Source organism: Pseudomonas sp. NPDC090233 (assembly GCF_044772285.1).
Classification (GTDB): Bacteria; Pseudomonadota; Gammaproteobacteria; order Pseudomonadales; family Pseudomonadaceae; genus Aquipseudomonas.
The window spans coordinates 286026-301524 of sequence record NZ_JBIVYQ010000007.1 but is presented as its reverse complement, the minus strand read 5'-3'; the positions used below and the strand labels follow the sequence as shown (position 1 = coordinate 301524).

At 62.6% G+C, this 15499-nt stretch carries 14 protein-coding genes and 1 tRNA gene; 10 read left to right on the top strand and 5 right to left on the bottom strand.

Annotation, left to right across the window (positions count from 1 at the left end; all coding sequences use genetic code 11):
• Positions 1–2 precede the first annotated feature (2 nt).
• Positions 3–1517, top strand: coding sequence for a tripartite tricarboxylate transporter permease (locus ACIQUF_RS21155; protein ID WP_403135059.1), 1515 nt, complete (start codon positions 3–5; stop codon positions 1515–1517).
• Entirely contained in the window at positions 1510–2541 is a 1032-nt protein-coding gene (locus tag ACIQUF_RS21150) for an AbrB family transcriptional regulator (protein WP_403135058.1), read from the top strand. The genes ACIQUF_RS21155 and ACIQUF_RS21150 overlap by 8 nt, the downstream gene beginning before the upstream one ends.
• Positions 2542–2634: 93 nt before the next feature.
• Here the strand turns inward: ACIQUF_RS21150 and ung are convergent, their stop codons facing one another.
• The gene (ung, locus tag ACIQUF_RS21145) at positions 2635–3327 is read right to left on the bottom strand and encodes a uracil-DNA glycosylase (RefSeq protein ID WP_400800292.1); all 693 of its coding nucleotides are present in this window, start codon (positions 3325–3327) and stop codon (positions 2635–2637) included.
• Positions 3328–3453: 126 nt separating this feature from the next.
• Between ung and ACIQUF_RS21140 the strand changes: the two genes are divergently transcribed.
• Complete coding sequence (locus ACIQUF_RS21140) at positions 3454–4560, top strand: enoyl-CoA hydratase/isomerase family protein (RefSeq protein ID WP_400800290.1); 1107 nt, start codon at positions 3454–3456, stop codon at positions 4558–4560.
• 28 nt (positions 4561–4588) lie between these two features.
• Here the strand turns inward: ACIQUF_RS21140 and ACIQUF_RS21135 are convergent, their stop codons facing one another.
• Positions 4589–5029, bottom strand: a complete 441-nt coding sequence (locus ACIQUF_RS21135; protein ID WP_403135054.1) for a hypothetical protein — start codon at positions 5027–5029, stop codon at positions 4589–4591.
• A gap of 211 nt (positions 5030–5240) precedes the next feature.
• Here ACIQUF_RS21135 and ACIQUF_RS21130 point away from each other — a divergent pair, with 211 nt between their 5' ends.
• From ACIQUF_RS21130 to ACIQUF_RS21105, 6 genes are all read left to right on the top strand, one after another.
• Positions 5241–6731, top strand: coding sequence for a diguanylate cyclase (locus ACIQUF_RS21130; RefSeq protein ID WP_403135051.1), 1491 nt, complete (start codon positions 5241–5243; stop codon positions 6729–6731).
• Complete coding sequence (locus ACIQUF_RS21125; protein ID WP_403135048.1) at positions 6724–6948, top strand: cysteine-rich CWC family protein; 225 nt, start codon at positions 6724–6726, stop codon at positions 6946–6948. The genes ACIQUF_RS21130 and ACIQUF_RS21125 overlap by 8 nt, the downstream gene beginning before the upstream one ends.
• Before the next feature lie 36 nt (positions 6949–6984).
• Positions 6985–7677: a pseudouridine synthase gene (locus ACIQUF_RS21120; RefSeq protein WP_403135044.1), complete on the top strand. Its 693-nt coding sequence runs from the start codon at positions 6985–6987 to the stop codon at positions 7675–7677.
• Between the two features lie 346 nt (positions 7678–8023).
• The gene (locus ACIQUF_RS21115; protein ID WP_403135040.1) at positions 8024–8914 is read left to right on the top strand and encodes an alpha/beta fold hydrolase; all 891 of its coding nucleotides are present in this window, start codon (positions 8024–8026) and stop codon (positions 8912–8914) included.
• Between the two features lie 121 nt (positions 8915–9035).
• A tRNA-Gly gene (locus ACIQUF_RS21110) sits at positions 9036–9109 on the top strand.
• A gap of 168 nt (positions 9110–9277) precedes the next feature.
• A complete protein-coding gene (locus tag ACIQUF_RS21105; protein WP_403135037.1) occupies positions 9278–10993 on the top strand; it encodes a SulP family inorganic anion transporter in 1716 nt (571 codons plus the stop codon).
• Here ACIQUF_RS21105 and ACIQUF_RS21100 read toward each other — a convergent pair.
• Entirely contained in the window at positions 10982–12067 is a 1086-nt protein-coding gene (locus tag ACIQUF_RS21100; protein WP_403135035.1) for a glycerophosphodiester phosphodiesterase, read from the bottom strand. The two genes, ACIQUF_RS21105 and ACIQUF_RS21100, sit on opposite strands and share 12 nt — an antisense overlap.
• Before the next feature lie 96 nt (positions 12068–12163).
• Here ACIQUF_RS21100 and ACIQUF_RS21095 point away from each other — a divergent pair, with 96 nt between their 5' ends.
• A complete protein-coding gene (locus tag ACIQUF_RS21095) occupies positions 12164–13174 on the top strand; it encodes a DUF4917 family protein (protein WP_403135032.1) in 1011 nt (336 codons plus the stop codon).
• Between the two features lie 339 nt (positions 13175–13513).
• On the opposite strand, the gene ACIQUF_RS21090 is transcribed toward ACIQUF_RS21095, so the two are convergent.
• Positions 13514–14734: a class I SAM-dependent methyltransferase gene (locus tag ACIQUF_RS21090; protein WP_403135030.1), complete on the bottom strand. Its 1221-nt coding sequence runs from the start codon at positions 14732–14734 to the stop codon at positions 13514–13516.
• 99 nt (positions 14735–14833) lie between these two features.
• Positions 14834–15451 carry a TPM domain-containing protein gene (locus ACIQUF_RS21085; RefSeq protein ID WP_403135027.1) on the bottom strand — a complete coding sequence of 206 codons (618 nt, stop codon included), beginning with the start codon at positions 15449–15451 and terminating at the stop codon, positions 14834–14836.
• Positions 15452–15499: the final 48 nt, after the last annotated feature.

The following is a 15499-nucleotide window of genomic DNA, read 5'->3' as shown; positions in this document are numbered from 1 at the left end:
ACATGGATACCTTGAGCTACCTGGGCCAGGGCTTCGGCGTCGCCCTGAGCCCGTACAACCTGGTCACCGCCCTTTCTGGCACCTTGATCGGCACCGTGGTCGGCCTGCTGCCGGGCCTGGGCCCGATCAACGGCGTGGCGCTGCTGATTCCGATTGCCTTCGCCCTCGGCCTGCCACCAGAGTCGGCGCTGATCCTGCTGGCGGCGGTGTACCTGGGCTGTGAGTACGGCGGGCGGATCAGCTCGATCTTGCTGAACATCCCTGGCGAAGCCTCGACCGTGATGACCACCCTCGACGGTTACCCGATGGCCCGCAAAGGCCTGGCTGGCGTAGCCCTGTCGCTGTCGGCGTGGAGTTCGTTCATCGGCGCCTTCATCGCCACCTGCGGCATGGTGCTGTTCGCGCCGTTACTGGCGAAATGGGCGATTGCCTTCGGCCCGGCGGAATATTTCGTACTGATGGTGTTCGCCATCGTCGCTTTAGGCGGCATGGCCGGCGATAAACCGTTGAAGACCTTTATCGCGGCACTGATCGGCTTGTTCCTATCGGCAGTTGGCATCGACGCCAACAGTGGCGTGTACCGCTTCACCGGTGACAGCGTGCACCTGGCCGACGGCATTCAGTTCGTGGTGCTGGTGCTTGGCCTGTTCTCGATCAGCGAGATTCTCCTGCTGCTGGAAAAGACCCACCACGGCCACCAGGCGGTCCAGGCCACCGGGCGCATGCTGTTCAATTTCAAGGAAGCGGCCTCGGTGTTTGTGGTCAACATCCGTTGCGGCCTGCTCGGGTTCATCATGGGCGTGCTGCCGGGTGCCGGCGCAACCCTGGCCAGCGCCGTGGCCTACATGACCGAGAAGCGCATCGCCGGTGAAAGCGGCACCTTCGGCAAGGGTGATGCCCGCGGCCTGGCTGCTCCGGAAACCGCCATCGGTGGGTCCTGCTGTGGCGCCCTGGTGCCGATGCTGACACTGGGTGTTCCAGGCTCGGGCACCACCGCAGTGATGATCGGTGCGCTGACCCTGTACAACATCACCCCGGGCCCGCTGCTGTTCGAACAGCAACCAGACATCGTCTGGGGCCTGATCGCCTCGCTGTTCATCGCCAACATCATGCTGGTGATCCTCAACATCCCGATGATCCGCATCTTCACCCGCATCCTGGCCGTGCCTAACTGGGCGCTGGTGCCGGTGATCGCGATCATCACCGCGATCGGCGTGTATGCCGTGCATGCCACCACCTTCGACCTGTTCCTGATGGTCGGCATCGGCATCATGGGCTACATCTTGCGCAAGCTGGACTTCCCGCTGTCACCGATCCTGCTCGGGTTCATCCTCGGCGGCCTGATGGAGCAGAACCTGCGCCGTGCGCTGTCGATCTCCAACGGTGAGTTGGGCATCCTCTGGTCCAGCCCGATCAGCATGGGCGTGTGGGCATTGGTGGTGTGCATGCTGTGCCTGCCGCTGCTGCGGATCTGGCGCAAGCGCAGCCTGCAGCGCCGGGCAATGGCCGATGCCTGATCGGTCACTGCCGCTGTTCTGGGCAACCGGGCTGGTCGGCCTGGCGGGCGGTTATCTCGCCAGCCAGGTCGGCTGGCCTTTGCCCTGGATGGTCGGCTCGTTGCTGGCAATCATCCTGGTGCGCTGCCTGACGCCCTGGCAGCTATCGGAAATCCCCAACGGCCGCAAATGCGGCCAGTGCATCATTGGCCTGGGTATCGGCCTGCACTTCACCCCGGCGGTGATCGAGCAGGTGGCCAGCCATTTCCTGCTGATCTTCTTCGCCGCGCTGTTCACTACCGTTTCCAGCGTGGTCGGGGTGTGGCTGCTGCGTCGCACTGGCGAGGACCGTGCCACGGCATTTTTTGCCAGCATGCCTGGCGGCTCGGGCGAGATGGTCAACCTCGGCGCGCGCAACGGCGCAGTGCTCAGCCAAGTGGCGGCGGCGCAGAGCCTACGCGTGCTGGCCGTGGTGCTGTGTGTTCCCGCGCTGTTCAAGTTCCTGATCGGTGACGGTGTGCCGCTCAACCATGCTGGCAGTGTGAGTTGGGGCTGGCTGGCGTTGATCGCACCTTTGGGCGTGGTGGTCGGCTTCCTCTGGCAGCGGTTGCGCCAGCCTAACCCTTGGCTGTTCGGACCCTTGCTGGTGGCGGCTACGATTAGCCTGGCGGGCAACCTGCAGATCGCCCTGCCCAACGGCGCCAGCCAAGTCGGCCAGTGGCTGATCGGTAGCGGCCTGGCTTGTCATTTCAATCGTGCGTTCTTCCGCCGCGCCCCCTCATTTTTGGGGCGTACGCTGCTGGCCACGGCGCTGTGCATGCTGATTGCCGGCAGTGCGGCGTGGGTGTTGAGCGTGATGACTGCGCTGGACCTGCGCTCGCTGACCCTGGGGATGATGCCTGGCGGGATTGCCGAGATGAGCCTGACGGCGGAGACCTTGCAGCTTTCGGTGCCGTTGGTGACGGCGCTGCAGGTGATGAGGCTGTTGTTCGTGCTGTTTCTGGCGGAGCCGCTGTTCAGGGTATGGAACGCGAAATCGCAGTGATTGTGCTGGCTTCTTCGCGGCTGAAGCCGCTCCCACTGGATCGGGGGATCTCTGTGGGAGCGGTTTTAACCGCGAACAAAAGCGACGCAAATCTCAAAGAGGCGGCAACGCCCAGTTGATCGGCGCCAGCCCACGTTGCTCAAGGAACCCATTGGCCCGGCTGAAATGCCCGCAGCCAAGGAAACCACGGTACGCCGACAACGGCGACGGGTGCACCGACTTCAGCACCAGGTGCTTGGTGCCATCAATCAGTTTCTGCTTGCTCTGGGCATGCGCGCCCCACAGCAGAAACACCACGTTCGGGCACTGCTCGCTGACCACCTGGATGATCCGGTCAGTGAAGAACTCCCACCCTTTCTTGGCATGCGAAGCGGCATTGGCGCGCTCGACGGTCATGGTCGTGTTGAGCAGCAACACGCCTTGCTCGGCCCAGCTCTGCAGGTAACCGTGGCTGGCAATCGGGATGTTCAGGTCGCGCTGCATTTCCTTGTAGATGTTCACCAGCGACGGCGGCGTCGGCACACCCGGCTGCACCGAGAAGCACAGGCCGTGAGCCTGGCCCGGGCCGTGGTACGGATCCTGGCCGAGAATCACCACTTTCACCTGCGGCAGCGGCGTGGAGTTGAGCGCATTGAAAATCAGTGGCCCCGGCGGGTAGATCTCCTTGCCGGCGGCATGTTCCTGGCGCAGGAACTCACGCAACTGGTGCATATAGGGTTGGTCGAACTCGGCACGCAGCGCGTCTTTCCAGCTGGGTTCGAGTTTGATGCGATCGTCGTCAGTCATGGGGCCATCCGTAAACAATGGCGCGACACTAGGTAAGCCGCCCCACCTTGTCAATCGGTCCGACCGACGACCGGCGTGATCGGCCAGGCAGGCCATACTAGGGTGATGACTTGAGCGAGGTAGTCCATGGCCATTCACTGCGAGGTACTCACCGGCGCCGATGGCGCCCGCATCGGCATTGCCACCTTGGATGCGCCCAAGGCGCTCAATGCCCTGAACCTGCCGATGATCGAGGTGCTCGGCGAACAACTGCACGCATGGGCCCAGGACCCAGGGGTGGTCTGTGTATTACTGCGCGGCAACGGGGCCAAGGCGTTCTGCGCTGGGGGCGACGTCAGGGCGTTGGCCCAGGCCTGCCGTGATCACCCCGGCAGCGTACCGCCACTGGCGGCGACGTTCTTTGCCGCCGAATATCGCCTCGACTACCTGATTCATACCTACCCCAAGCCCCTGCTGTGCTGGGGCCATGGCCATGTGCTGGGTGGCGGCATGGGCCTTCTGCAGGGCGCCGGGGTGCGCATCGTCACGCCCAGTAGCCGGCTGGCGATGCCGGAAATCAGTATCGGCCTTTACCCCGATGTCGGCGCCAGTTGGTTCCTTGCCCGCCTGCCAGGCAAGTTGGGGTTGTTCCTGGGGCTGACCGGCGCCCCCATCAATGCCCGCGACGCCCTCGATCTTGGCTTGGCTGACCGATTCTTTGGCGAGCACCAGCAAGAGGGCCTGCTGGATGAGCTGTTGCAGATGAACTGGCAGGAACAGACCGACCTGCAACTCAACAGCCTGCTCAAGGCAGAACAGCATCGTGCCTTCGCCGAGTTACCCGAGGCTCAGTGGCTACCGCGACGCCAGGCGATCGACGCCCTGCTCGATGTCGCCGACCCCGCAGCTGCATGGCGGGCACTTGAGGGATTGAAACACCATGCCGATCCTCTATTGGCCGAAGCAGGCCAGCGCTTGCACGAAGGCTGCCCGCTGACGGCGCACCTGGTGTGGGAGCAGATCCGCCGGGCGCGGCACTTGTCCTTGGCCCAGGTGTTCCAGATGGAATACAGCATGAGCCTCAATTGCTGCCGTCATCCGGAATTCAGCGAAGGCGTGCGTGCGCGCTTGCTGGACAAGGACAACCAGCCGCGCTGGCACTGGCCGGATGTGGCGCAGGTGCCGGCAGCTGTGGTCGAGGCGCATTTCGTGAAGGTGTGGGAGGGGCGACACCCCTTGGCTGATCTGGCTTGATGGGGCCGCAATGCGGCCCTGTCAGTCCTTAACGTTGCCAGTTGCGATCGCCGTCGCGGCCGCCATCCGGTCGGCGATCGCGGTCACCCCGGCCATTGGAATGCCAACGGTCATTCTGATAGCGCCGGCTGTCATTGCGGTAATCATGCCGATCGCGATCACGCCCATAGTCATAGCGCTGGCGATTGCCGTAGTCGTAACGCGGGTTGCCATGCCACTGGTTCATGCCCGGTTGCGGATGTGGCCGGTATTGCGGCACCGGCGCAGGGCGGTAATAACGTGGAGCAGGCTGGTAGTAATAGCGCGGTTGCGGCGCCACATAGTAGCGGTCATAACGGTAATACCCCGGCGCGACGTAACGATCGGTGGTGTAGTAATCCGAACGGTAGTAACTTCCACCTCCGTGATAAGGAACGCAGGCGGTCGTCATCAGACCCAACAGGGCGATCAACAGGATTCGATAGGACATGGCGGCCTCCTGGACCGCTGGGGTGCCCGAACAGCGGCGCTGACGGGCGTCGACGGCAACGCGTTGGTCGACACTGAATAAGACATTGCCGCCAATGTGCAGTGCCATTTCAGCAACAAATTGAAACAGCTCGGATACCCGCAAAAAACCTGCAGTCTTTTTTCGGTCATGTCACTAGAATGATCGCCTCGGCACACATCACGGGACGATCATGCCTACACGCTCCGCATTGTTTTCGCAGCGCTCGTTGATCCTCGCCCTGCTGATGCTGCTGGCCTGCGGCTTCCTCGCCACCTCGCTGCTCAGCTATTTCGCCTCACGCAGTGCGATCCGCGATGGCATCATCAACACCGAGCTGCCGCTGACGTCCGACACGGTCTATTCGGAAATTCAGAAAGACCTCATCCGCCCCGTGCTGATCGCCTCGATGATGGCTCAGGACACTTTCCTGCGCGACTGGGTACTGGCCGGCGAACAGGATACCCAACGCATCACCCGCTTTCTCGGTGAAGTGATGGGCAAGCAGGACACCTTCACGTCCTTTTTCGTCTCCGACCGCAGCCTCACGTATTACCAGGCCAAGGGCGTGCTCAAGCATGTCGAGCCGGACAACTGGCGTGACGCCTGGTATTTCCGCCTGCGCGAACGCAAGGTGCCTTACGAAATCAACGTCGACCTGGACATGGCCAATCAGGACAGCCTCACCGTGTTTATCAACCACCGGGTGCTGGACTACCAGCAGCGTTTCATCGGCGCGACCGGGGTTGGCCTGAGCGTGGACGCGGTGGTCAAGTTGATCGACACCTACCAGCGCCGTTACCAGCGCTCGGTGTTCTTCACCGATGCCAAGGGCAAGGTCCTGCTCACTGGCTCCGATGGCGGCCCTCGTGGTTTACGGGTGGGTCAACCGCTGCACGACAACCCCGAACTGGATGCATTGTTGGTGCAGCAGCCAGTTCCCACGCAAGGCAGTCACGAATACAAGGACAGCAAAGGGCACAGCCATTTTCTCAATGTCCGGCACCTGCCCGAACTGGACTGGTACTTGCTGGTGGACAAGCGCGAAACCGGTGCCCTCGACCGCATTCGCCATTCGCTGTACCTGAATCTGGCGATCTGCGCGATGATCACCCTGGTGGTGCTGTCGCTGCTGCATGGCATGCTCAGGCGCCATCAGGCCAGCATCGAAGCCCTGGCCACTCTCGATAGCCTCACCGGGCTGCCCAACCGGCGCAGCTTCGACCTGCTGGCCGTACAGGCCCTGCACGAAGCCCAGCGCGATTGCCCACCGCTGGTGGCCTTGTTGATCGACCTCGACCATTTCAAGGCGCTGAACGATACCCACGGCCACCTGGCCGGCGACGAAGTGCTGCGCCAGTTCGCCAACGTGCTGCAGAGCAGCCTGCGCCAGTCGGATATACTCTGCCGCTGGGGCGGCGAGGAATTCATCGTGCTGCTGCGCGAAACCGAAGGCCGGCAAGCCATCGACGTGGCGGAAAAGATCCGCCGGCGTACCGAGCACCTGACCTTCAGCTACGACGAACAGCCGCTGCGCCTGACCACCAGCATCGGCCTCAGTGGCCTGCAGCCCGATGACACCCTGCACGCCCTGCTGACCCGCGCAGACCGCGCCCTTTATCGTGCCAAGCAGTCCGGTCGCAACCGCGTCTGCAGCGAAACACCCGGATTCGCGTATGAATGACAACCAGCGCTGCCCCGCCTGCGGCGCCCTCAACCAATGCACCTTGGCCGACCCACGCACCGCCACCGAGGCCTGCTGGTGTTTTGCCGTGGCCATCGACCCGGCAGTGCTCCAGGCCCTGCCATCGGAACTGCGCGACCAGTCCTGCCTGTGCCCGCGCTGTGCAGCAGGTTTGCCTGCGAACGCGCCAGCCCCGATCGACAGTGAAAAGCGCTAGACTGCGCGCCCTCTTCATCCACGCCGTTTTTCTGCCATGCGCCTCGACCGCTTTCTCGCCAACCTGCCCCGCTACAACCGCCAGCAAGTACGCCTGCTGCTGGTGCAGCGCCGCGTGCACGTGGATGGCCAGGCGGTGTCCGATCCGCTCACCGAGGTGCGCGAATTCAGCCGTATCGAGGTGGATGAGCAACTGCTGCAGGCCGGGCGCCCGGCGCGCTACCTGATGTTGCACAAACCGAGCGGCTGCGTCAGCGCCACCCACGACCCGCAGCACCGCACCGTGCTCGACCTGCTGCCCGCAGCGCTGCGCGACGACCTGCATATTGCCGGCCGGCTCGACTACAACACCACCGGGCTGATGATTCTGACCAACGACGGTCAGTGGTCACGCCGCCTGACCCAGCCCGCGACCAAGCTGCCCAAGCACTACCTGGTTCAGACAGAGGACGAGATCGGCCCGCACTACGTCGACCAGTTTCGCGCAGGCTTCTATTTCGCCTTCGAAGACCTGACCACCCTCCCCGCGCAGTTAGACATTCTCGGTCCACGCTCCGCCAGGTTGGCGATCGTCGAAGGGCGCTACCACCAGGTCAAACGCATGTTCGGCCACTTCGACAACAAGGTGGTGGGCTTGCACCGGGAAAGCATGGGGCCGATCCGCCTCGACCCAGGCTTGGCACCGGGTGAGTTCCGGGCCTTGACGGCTGAGGAAATAGCCGCGGTCTAGACCGCTTCCGGCACTGCGCTGACGTCATACGACCGCCCGGCGAGAAAAGTCACAATTTCGTTCGAACGGCACTTGCGGGATCCGCAAACCCTGCTTGACTCCTAACTTGTCGGTCCGCTCGTGACTCATTAGTCACAAACGCGGTCCAAGACACCTTTTTGCCGGCTACCCAAGGCCTAGAAGCCTTGGGGCACGGCGAATTGCCCGCCAAAAACAATACCGTCGACACGTGTGCCAAGGATCGACACAGGGCCCCCGGTAATTCCTTCAGGCAAATGCCTACCTGTCATAAACAACGTGCACCCTAGGTGACGCGAATACCCTTTTTGCGCCAGGAGTCGATGACATGAGGCCAGAAATCGCTGTACTTGATATCCAAGGTCAGTATCGGGTTTACACGGAGTTCTATCGCGCCGATGCCGCCGAGAAGACGATCATCCTGATCAATGGCTCGCTGGCCACCACGGCCTCGTTTGCCCAGACGGTGCGCAACCTGCACCCGCAGTTCAACGTCGTGCTGTATGACCAGCCGTACGCCGGCAAGTCCAAGCCGCACAACCGCCAGGAACGGCTGATCAGCAAGGAGGATGAGGCGCACATCCTGCTTGAGCTGATCGAGCACTTCCAGGCCGACCACGTGATGTCGTTCTCCTGGGGCGGTGCCTGCACCCTGCTGGCGCTGGCGCACCAGCCACGGTTGGTGAAAAAGGCCGTGGTCAGCTCGTTCTCGCCGGTTATCAACGAACCGATGCGCGACTACCTCGACCGTGGGTGCCAATACCTGGCCGCCTGTGATCGCTACCAGGTCGGCAACCTGGTCAACGACACCATCGGCAAGCACCTGCCGTCGTTGTTCAAACGCTTCAACTATCGGCATGTCAGCAGCCTGGACACTCACGAGTACGCGCAGATGCACTTCCACATCAACCAGGTGCTGCAGCATGACCTGGACCGGGCGCTGAAAGGTGCACGCAACATCGACATCCCGGTGCTGTTCATCAACGGCGACCGCGACGAATACACCACCGCCGAAGACGCCCGGCAGTTCGGCAACCATGTCGACAAGAGCCACTTCACCGTGATCCGCGATGCCGGCCACTTCCTCGACATGGAAAACAAGGCGGCTTGCGAGGATACCCGCAGTGCCCTGCTCGGCTTCCTCAAGCCGACCGTGCGTGAACCTCGGGCACGCACCCCGTTCAGCAACTCGCAAGTGCAGCACGCATGGGCTATCTGAGCGCATCGGCGTCCTGTAGCCATGTCCCGCAGGTTATGGGCGCCGACAGCTTTTTTTAGGCCTTGTTTATAACTGGGGCTTCTAATTCAGAAAGGGTTCTGGTAAAAAGTCGATCGCAGACGCGGGTATAGTTTAATGGTAGAACAGTAGCTTCCCAAGCTTCCGACGAGGGTTCGATTCCCTCTACCCGCTCCACACCGCATTCCCGCATGACGTTCCAGCAATGTCATCGCTGTCAAGAGGAGCCTTGGCTCCTTTTTTCGTTTCTGCCTCTCCTGAAAATGCCTCGAATCCACTTGCAAGCGAAACGCCTTGGGGCGCATATGCTCTATGGATTCGCGAAACATTTCGAAAGGACTGCGCATGTTTCTCTCCCGCTGGCTACCGGGCCTTGCCAACCTGCTGCACTACCGCCGCGAGTGGTTCCACGCCGACCTGCAGGCTGGCCTGTCGGTGGCCGCCATCCAGATCCCCATCGCGATCGCCTACGCGCAGATCGTCGGTTTGCCGCCCCAATACGGCCTGTATGCCTGCGTGCTGCCGATGATGGTCTACGCCCTGATCGGCAGTTCACGCCAGTTGATGGTCGGCCCGGACGCCGCCACCTGCGCGATGATCGCCGGTGCAGTGGCGCCGCTGGCCATGGGCGATCCGCAGCGTATCGCCGAGCTGTCGGTGATCGTTACCGTGCTGGTCGGGGTAATGCTGATTGCCGCCGGGTTGGCGCGGGCCGGGTTCATCGCCAGCTTCTTCTCGCGGCCGATCCTGATCGGTTACCTCAATGGGATTGGCCTGAGCCTGATTGCCGGGCAGTTGTCCAAGGTGGTGGGCTTCAAGATCGAGGGTGACGGGTTCATCCTCAGCCTGATCAACTTCGTGCAGCGTCTGGGCGAAATCCACTGGTTGACCCTGGCCATCGGTCTGGCTGGGCTGGCCCTGCTGATCTGGCTACCACGGCGCTATCCACGCCTGCCAGCGGCACTGGTGACGGTGGCCGTATTCACCCTGCTGGTCGGCCTGTTCGGCCTGGACCGCTTGGGCGTAGCCATCCTCGGCCCGGTGCCGGCCGGCATCCCGCAACTGGCCTGGCCACAAAGCAACCTGGCGGAAACCAAGAGCCTGCTGCGCGATGCCCTGGGCATCGCCACCGTCAGCTTCTGCAGCGCCATGCTCACTGCCCGCAGCTTTGCCGCGCGGCACGGCTATGCGATCAATGCCAACCATGAATTCGTCGCCCTCGGCGTCAGTAACCTGGCAGCCGGGATATCCCAGGGCTTTGCCATCAGCGGCGCCGATTCGCGCACCGCGGTCAACGACATGGTCGGCGGCAAGAGCCAGCTGGTCGGCATCATCGCCGCACTGGTGATCGCCCTGATTCTGCTGTTCTTCACCGCGCCGATGGCCTGGATCCCCCAGGCGGCACTGGGTGCCGTACTGCTGATGGCCGGTTGGGGGCTGATCGACATCAAGTCGCTGGGACGAATCCGCCGCCTGAGCCGTTTCGAATTCTGGCTGTGCCTGCTGACCACGGTCGGCGTACTGGGCCTTGGCGTTCTGCCGGGGATCGTGTTTGCCGTGACCCTGGCGATCCTGCGCTTGCTCTACAGCATCTACCAACCCACCGACGCGGTGCTGGGCTGGCTGCCGGGCACCGAAGGCCAGGTCGACATCCGCAAGCATCCGGAAGCCCGCACCGTGCCAGGCCTGGTGGTGTACCGCTTCGACGATGCGATCCTGTTCTTCAACGCCGACTACTTCAAGATGCGCCTGCTCGAAGCCGTGCAAAGCCAGGCCCAACCCCGCGCCGTACTGTTCGATGCGGAAGCGGTGAGCAGCATCGATGTCAGTGGCATTTCAGCCCTGCGCGAGGTACGCGACACCCTCGCCGCACAAGGCATCTTCTTCGGCATCGCCCGCGCCCGCGGCACGTTCCTGCGCATGCTGGTGCGCTCGGGGATGGCCCGGGAGATGGAGGACAAACTGCTGTTTGGTTCGGTGCGGGCGGGGATACGGGCGTATCGGGTGTGGCGCAATAGGACTCGGGATTTGGGCGACACCCCACCTCGCTCAGTAACCTAACCTGCCCAGTACTTGCGACTCGTGTTCTGCTGACCGTTGGTAGAACCGCAGCAGACTCCCCGCTCGGTTGGTAAAGATCCCATCCACCCCACCCTTCATTGCTGCGTCGAAGTCCTCAGGCTCATCGAGCGTATAGACATGCACCAGCAACCCACGCTCATGGCTGGCCTGGTTCATCCATGGCTGGATCAGGTCGGCGTAGCTCTGTTCGCCCAGCTTGCTGCGCTTGGCCGAAGGGCCGGTACCGATTGCCCCACCTTGCTTGGCAATGTCCAGCCATCGCAGGAACTCCGCCCGATCCTTCGGTTGCTGACGCGCATAGAACGCGGCCTTGTCGCGCTCACCCGAGCCTGCGAAGTCCTGACCCGAGGCGGGCGTGATGCCCTTGGTGCCCACCCACAGCAGGAGAATCTTCGGAACCTGCGGCATGACTTGATGCAGCAAGGTCAGGCTGTTGCGATCGAACGTCTGCAGCACCACGCGCCCAGGTTTGTCCAGCCAGCCACGTGCCTCAAGCCGCGCCTTGAGCTCCCGCTCAATACCCGGAAACTGGTTGGGTACCTTGGTTTCGATATAAAGGCCAGGTCGGCGCTCGGGGTTGCCTTCGGCGATGTCGATGACTTCGTCCAGCGTGAGGATGGACAACTTGCTGAACGAAGCTCGGGCACGCTGCGGATAGGCCGTGTTGAACCAGCTGCCTGCGTCCAGGGATTTCAGTTCGGCGAGGGTGAATGCGCTGACCGGGCTGGTCTTGCGCTCTGGGAAACGCTCGGCGACATCACTGGTGCGGGACAGCTCGTCGTCATGAACCACCACCAGCACGCCATCGCGGGTGCGCTGCAGGTCGAGCTCCAGATAGTCGGCGCCCAATTCACGCGCCAGCAGGTACGCGGGAGCTGTCGACTCCGGAGCATCGTAAGAGGCGCCGCGATGAGCGATCACGGCAGGGAAAGGAATGCCCTGGGCGGCAGCGAGACTTTTGCCCTCCGTTGCCAAGGCCGAAGACGCCGCCCCCAGGGCTGCCCAGGCGAGAATCCCGATCAGACTTTTGCGCACGCTGAATTCCTCTTTCATCCCACGAACCCTGTAATGGCTGAACCGCAACCCTCGCACACCTCGCATGACATGCTAAAGTCGCCGCCGTTTCCCGCTGCAGCGAATGGACCCATCATGCCCGCACTCGACGCCCACCTCGCCACCTGGCAAGAACTCGCCCAACGCCATCCGTGCGATGCCCTGCTGCTGGGCAACGGCGCCAGCCGGGCACTGTGGAAGCCGTTCGGTTATTTCTCGTTGTTCGAGCAAGCGCAGCGAGCCGGGCGCAAAAAGGGCCTGGCGATCAGCGACCAAGCGTTGTTCAAGTCGTTGGGCACGGAACTGTTCGAGCCGGTATTGAGTACGCTCAACCATACCGTGCGCGCCAACGCAGCCCTGGCGATCAACTCCACCGCGCCGCTGAACCGCTACTATTCGATCAAGGAAGCGCTGATCCATGCCGTGCGCACTGTGCACCTCCCCTGGCCACTGATGCCGGCGGCCAGCCTGGCGTCGATCAACCAAGCCTTACGCAGTTATCGCAGCGTTTACACCAGCAACTACGACCTGATCCTGCCGTGGGCCGTGCAGCACGACCCTCAAGGCTTCGCCGCGCTGTTCGACGAACAGGGCTTCTTCGATGTGCGCCGTACACAGGGTACGGGTACGCGCATGCTGCACCTGCATGGCGGCCTGCACCTGCTCAAGCTGCCCGACGGCGCCACCCGCCAGCGCAGTGCCGAAAGCGCTGAATTGCTCGACGGCTTTGCCGTGAACATTCCGGGTGAAGTGCCATTGTTCATCAACGAAGACCGCAGCGACGAGAAACTGCGCGCGATCCGCAATTCGGATTACCTTGGCTGGTGCCTGGGGCAGTTGGCGCAGGAAAGCCAGGGTCTATGCCTGTTCGGGCAGCACCTGGACAGTAGCGACCAGCACCTGCTCGACGCCATTCGCCAGGCGCGGCCGACGCATCTTTCGATTGCTATCCGGCCGTTGAACGAGGCTTCAGTGATCAATCAGAAGCAGCATTTCGTTGAGCGGTTTGGTGACCTGGCAGAGACGGCGCTGCATTTCTTCGATGCGAGTACGCATCCGTTGGGGCAGGCGGAGTTGGCGATCGCGGTGCCTGGTAGTCGTCGTTAAAGTGAGCTTCGGATTGCGGTGGGGCTTACGGGTGCTTGCCGAAAGGATTCCGGCGCTCTTGAGATCGAGCGCCGCCCGCGCGGCGCATCGCGGATGAATCCGCTCCTACATTTGTTGCAACGTGCCATGGCCTGATAGACCATAGTTGTCAGCCTCGTTAGCACAACTCAATATTTCGGCTGGCGCTCCAAGCGGTCGGCAGGCATTCAACCGTGCGCCAATCGATGAACCATGGCGTTTTAGGCATGGACACGCTACAACAAATGTAGGAGCGGATTCATCCGCGATGCGCCGCACGGGCGGCGCTCGATCTGTACAACACCGCCAATCAAAATACGGTTACCCAGCGATCAACCCATCATCGCGCAACAACGTCTCCAGGCAATGCTCCTGCACCCCATAAAATGCCTTGAGCTGCGCAATCTTCTCAAGCAACGCCCCCGCCTCCACTGGCTGCTTGCGCTTCACCGCAAGAATCATCTTGTTCTTGTTGGTGTGCTCCAGCGAGATGAACTCGAACACCTTGGTTTCATAACCACAGGCTTCCAGGTAAAGCGCGCGCAAGCTGTCAGTCAGCATTTCAGCCTGCTGGCCCAGGTGCAGCCCGTACTGAAGCATCGGCTGCAATAGCCCAGGGCTGTGCAGTTGCGGGCGGATCTGCTTATGGCAGCACGGCGAGCACATGATGATCGCGGCATTGCAGCGGATACCGGTATGGATCGCGTAATCAGTGGCGATGTCGCACGCGTGCAGGGCAATCATCACCTCGATGGCTTCGGGCACCACGCTGCGCACGTCGCCACACTGGAACTCCAGGCCCGGATGGTCCAGGCGCGACGCTGCGGCGTTGCACAGGTCAACCATGTCCTGGCGCAGCTCCACCCCGGTCACCTGAGCCTCGCGGCCCAGCGTATTGCGCAGGTAGTCATGCATGGCGAAGGTCAGGTAGCCCTTGCCCGAGCCGAAGTCAGCCACCCGCAGTGCCTGCTGCTCAGGCACCGGGGCATTGGCCAGGGCGTGCTCGAATACCTCGATGAACTTGTTGATCTGCTTCCACTTGCGCGACATGGACGGGATCAGCGCGCCTTGCCCATCGGTCACGCCCAGGTCACGCAGGAACGGCCGCGACAACTCCAGGTAGCGCTTCTTCTCGCGGTCGTGGCCAGTGCTGGCAGCGGCTTCGCGGGGGGCCTGGGCACCGTGGCGCTGGAGCATCGGCTTGCCCTTCTTGCTGAAGGTCAGCTGTAGCTCGCCGTCGCCATCGAACAGGTGGGCGTTGCGAAAACCGTCCGGCAGCAATTCGGCGACCAGCGCCAGCGCCTGGTCCAGCGGGACGTTGCGGGTGATGTCGCGGGTCTGGTGGCGATACACCAGCGACAGGTTCGGCTGCCCTTTCACCTGCACCGGTTTGGCGATGATCCGCTGCAAGGTCTGATCGGCGCCGACAGGGCGCGCCAGCACCAGCTTGACCAAGGTATTGCCGAGCAAGGCGGCGCTCAGCAGGTCGAGAAACTGGGCGCGCGCATCCGGCGCGGAAGTAGCGGGAATACTGGCGGACATGGAAAGCAGGTGCCTCGGGTAGCGGGGAGCGCGTTGCGCAATGCCGCGCATTCTACGTCGATGCCTGCCCCAGGCGAAGGTTTTCGCGATGGGCGTGGCTCAGTCGAGGATCACCAGGCGGTTGGGCAGCTCGTTGCGCGCATGGGTCCGCGGTACGTGTTCGCTCAACCGATCACCGCAGGCCTCGATGCAGTCGACGAAGCCTTGCAACGTCCGGCCTTGCTGCACCTGTTGGGTAAAACGGGCAACGATGATCGCGCGGGCCTGTGCATCGAGATGGCGATCGATACCTTGATCGACGAGAATTTCCACATGCCGCTCCGCTTCGGCAACAAAGATCAGCACCCCTGTGCCACCCGCCGTGTGCTGGAGGTTCTGTTCGCGAAACTGCTGCCGCGCCAGACGCGATGCCCGCCAGCGGCGCAGGGCAACAGGGATCAGCCAGGCGGCCATGCGCGGTTTGCGCAACACGATGCACAACCCAACGAACAGCAGCACGTTGGCCACCAGCAGGCCGCGTGCACCCGGCCAGCCCAGCAGCCACTGCAACAGCCCTGGTATGGCCAGCGCCAGCACGGCGGCCCAGAACAGCGGCAGGTAGGCATAGTCATCGGCGCGCCGGGCCAACACGGTCACCAACTCGGCATCGGTACGCCGTTCCACGCGGGCAATGGCCTCGGCGATCTGGCGCTGCTCGTATTCGTTGAGGGGAGTCATGCCTTCGGTCTCTTGATCGTTCTTATTGTTGTTGTCCCGGCATTCGGG

Excerpts from the sequence above, each read along its gene's own strand:
- ACIQUF_RS21130 (WP_403135051.1), top strand. The coding sequence starts at position 5,241 with ATGCCTACACGCTCCGCATTGTTTTCGCAGCGCTCGTTGATCCTCGCC.
- ACIQUF_RS21135 (WP_403135054.1), bottom strand. The coding sequence starts at position 5,029 with ATGTCCTATCGAATCCTGTTGATCGCCCTGTTGGGTCTGATGACGACC.
- ACIQUF_RS21115 (WP_403135040.1), top strand. The coding sequence starts at position 8,024 with ATGAGGCCAGAAATCGCTGTACTTGATATCCAAGGTCAGTATCGGGTT.
- ACIQUF_RS21125 (WP_403135048.1), top strand. The coding sequence starts at position 6,724 with ATGAATGACAACCAGCGCTGCCCCGCCTGCGGCGCCCTCAACCAATGC.
- ACIQUF_RS21120 (WP_403135044.1), top strand. The coding sequence starts at position 6,985 with ATGCGCCTCGACCGCTTTCTCGCCAACCTGCCCCGCTACAACCGCCAG.
- ACIQUF_RS21140 (WP_400800290.1), top strand. The coding sequence starts at position 3,454 with ATGGCCATTCACTGCGAGGTACTCACCGGCGCCGATGGCGCCCGCATC.
- ung (WP_400800292.1), bottom strand. The coding sequence starts at position 3,327 with ATGACTGACGACGATCGCATCAAACTCGAACCCAGCTGGAAAGACGCG.
- ACIQUF_RS21150 (WP_403135058.1), top strand. The coding sequence starts at position 1,510 with ATGCCTGATCGGTCACTGCCGCTGTTCTGGGCAACCGGGCTGGTCGGC.
- ACIQUF_RS21090 (WP_403135030.1), bottom strand. The coding sequence starts at position 14,734 with ATGTCCGCCAGTATTCCCGCTACTTCCGCGCCGGATGCGCGCGCCCAG.
- ACIQUF_RS21100 (WP_403135035.1), bottom strand. The coding sequence starts at position 12,067 with ATGAAAGAGGAATTCAGCGTGCGCAAAAGTCTGATCGGGATTCTCGCC.
- ACIQUF_RS21085 (WP_403135027.1), bottom strand. The coding sequence starts at position 15,451 with ATGACTCCCCTCAACGAATACGAGCAGCGCCAGATCGCCGAGGCCATT.
- ACIQUF_RS21155 (WP_403135059.1), top strand. The coding sequence starts at position 3 with ATGGATACCTTGAGCTACCTGGGCCAGGGCTTCGGCGTCGCCCTGAGC.
- ACIQUF_RS21095 (WP_403135032.1), top strand. The coding sequence starts at position 12,164 with ATGCCCGCACTCGACGCCCACCTCGCCACCTGGCAAGAACTCGCCCAA.
- ACIQUF_RS21105 (WP_403135037.1), top strand. The coding sequence starts at position 9,278 with ATGTTTCTCTCCCGCTGGCTACCGGGCCTTGCCAACCTGCTGCACTAC.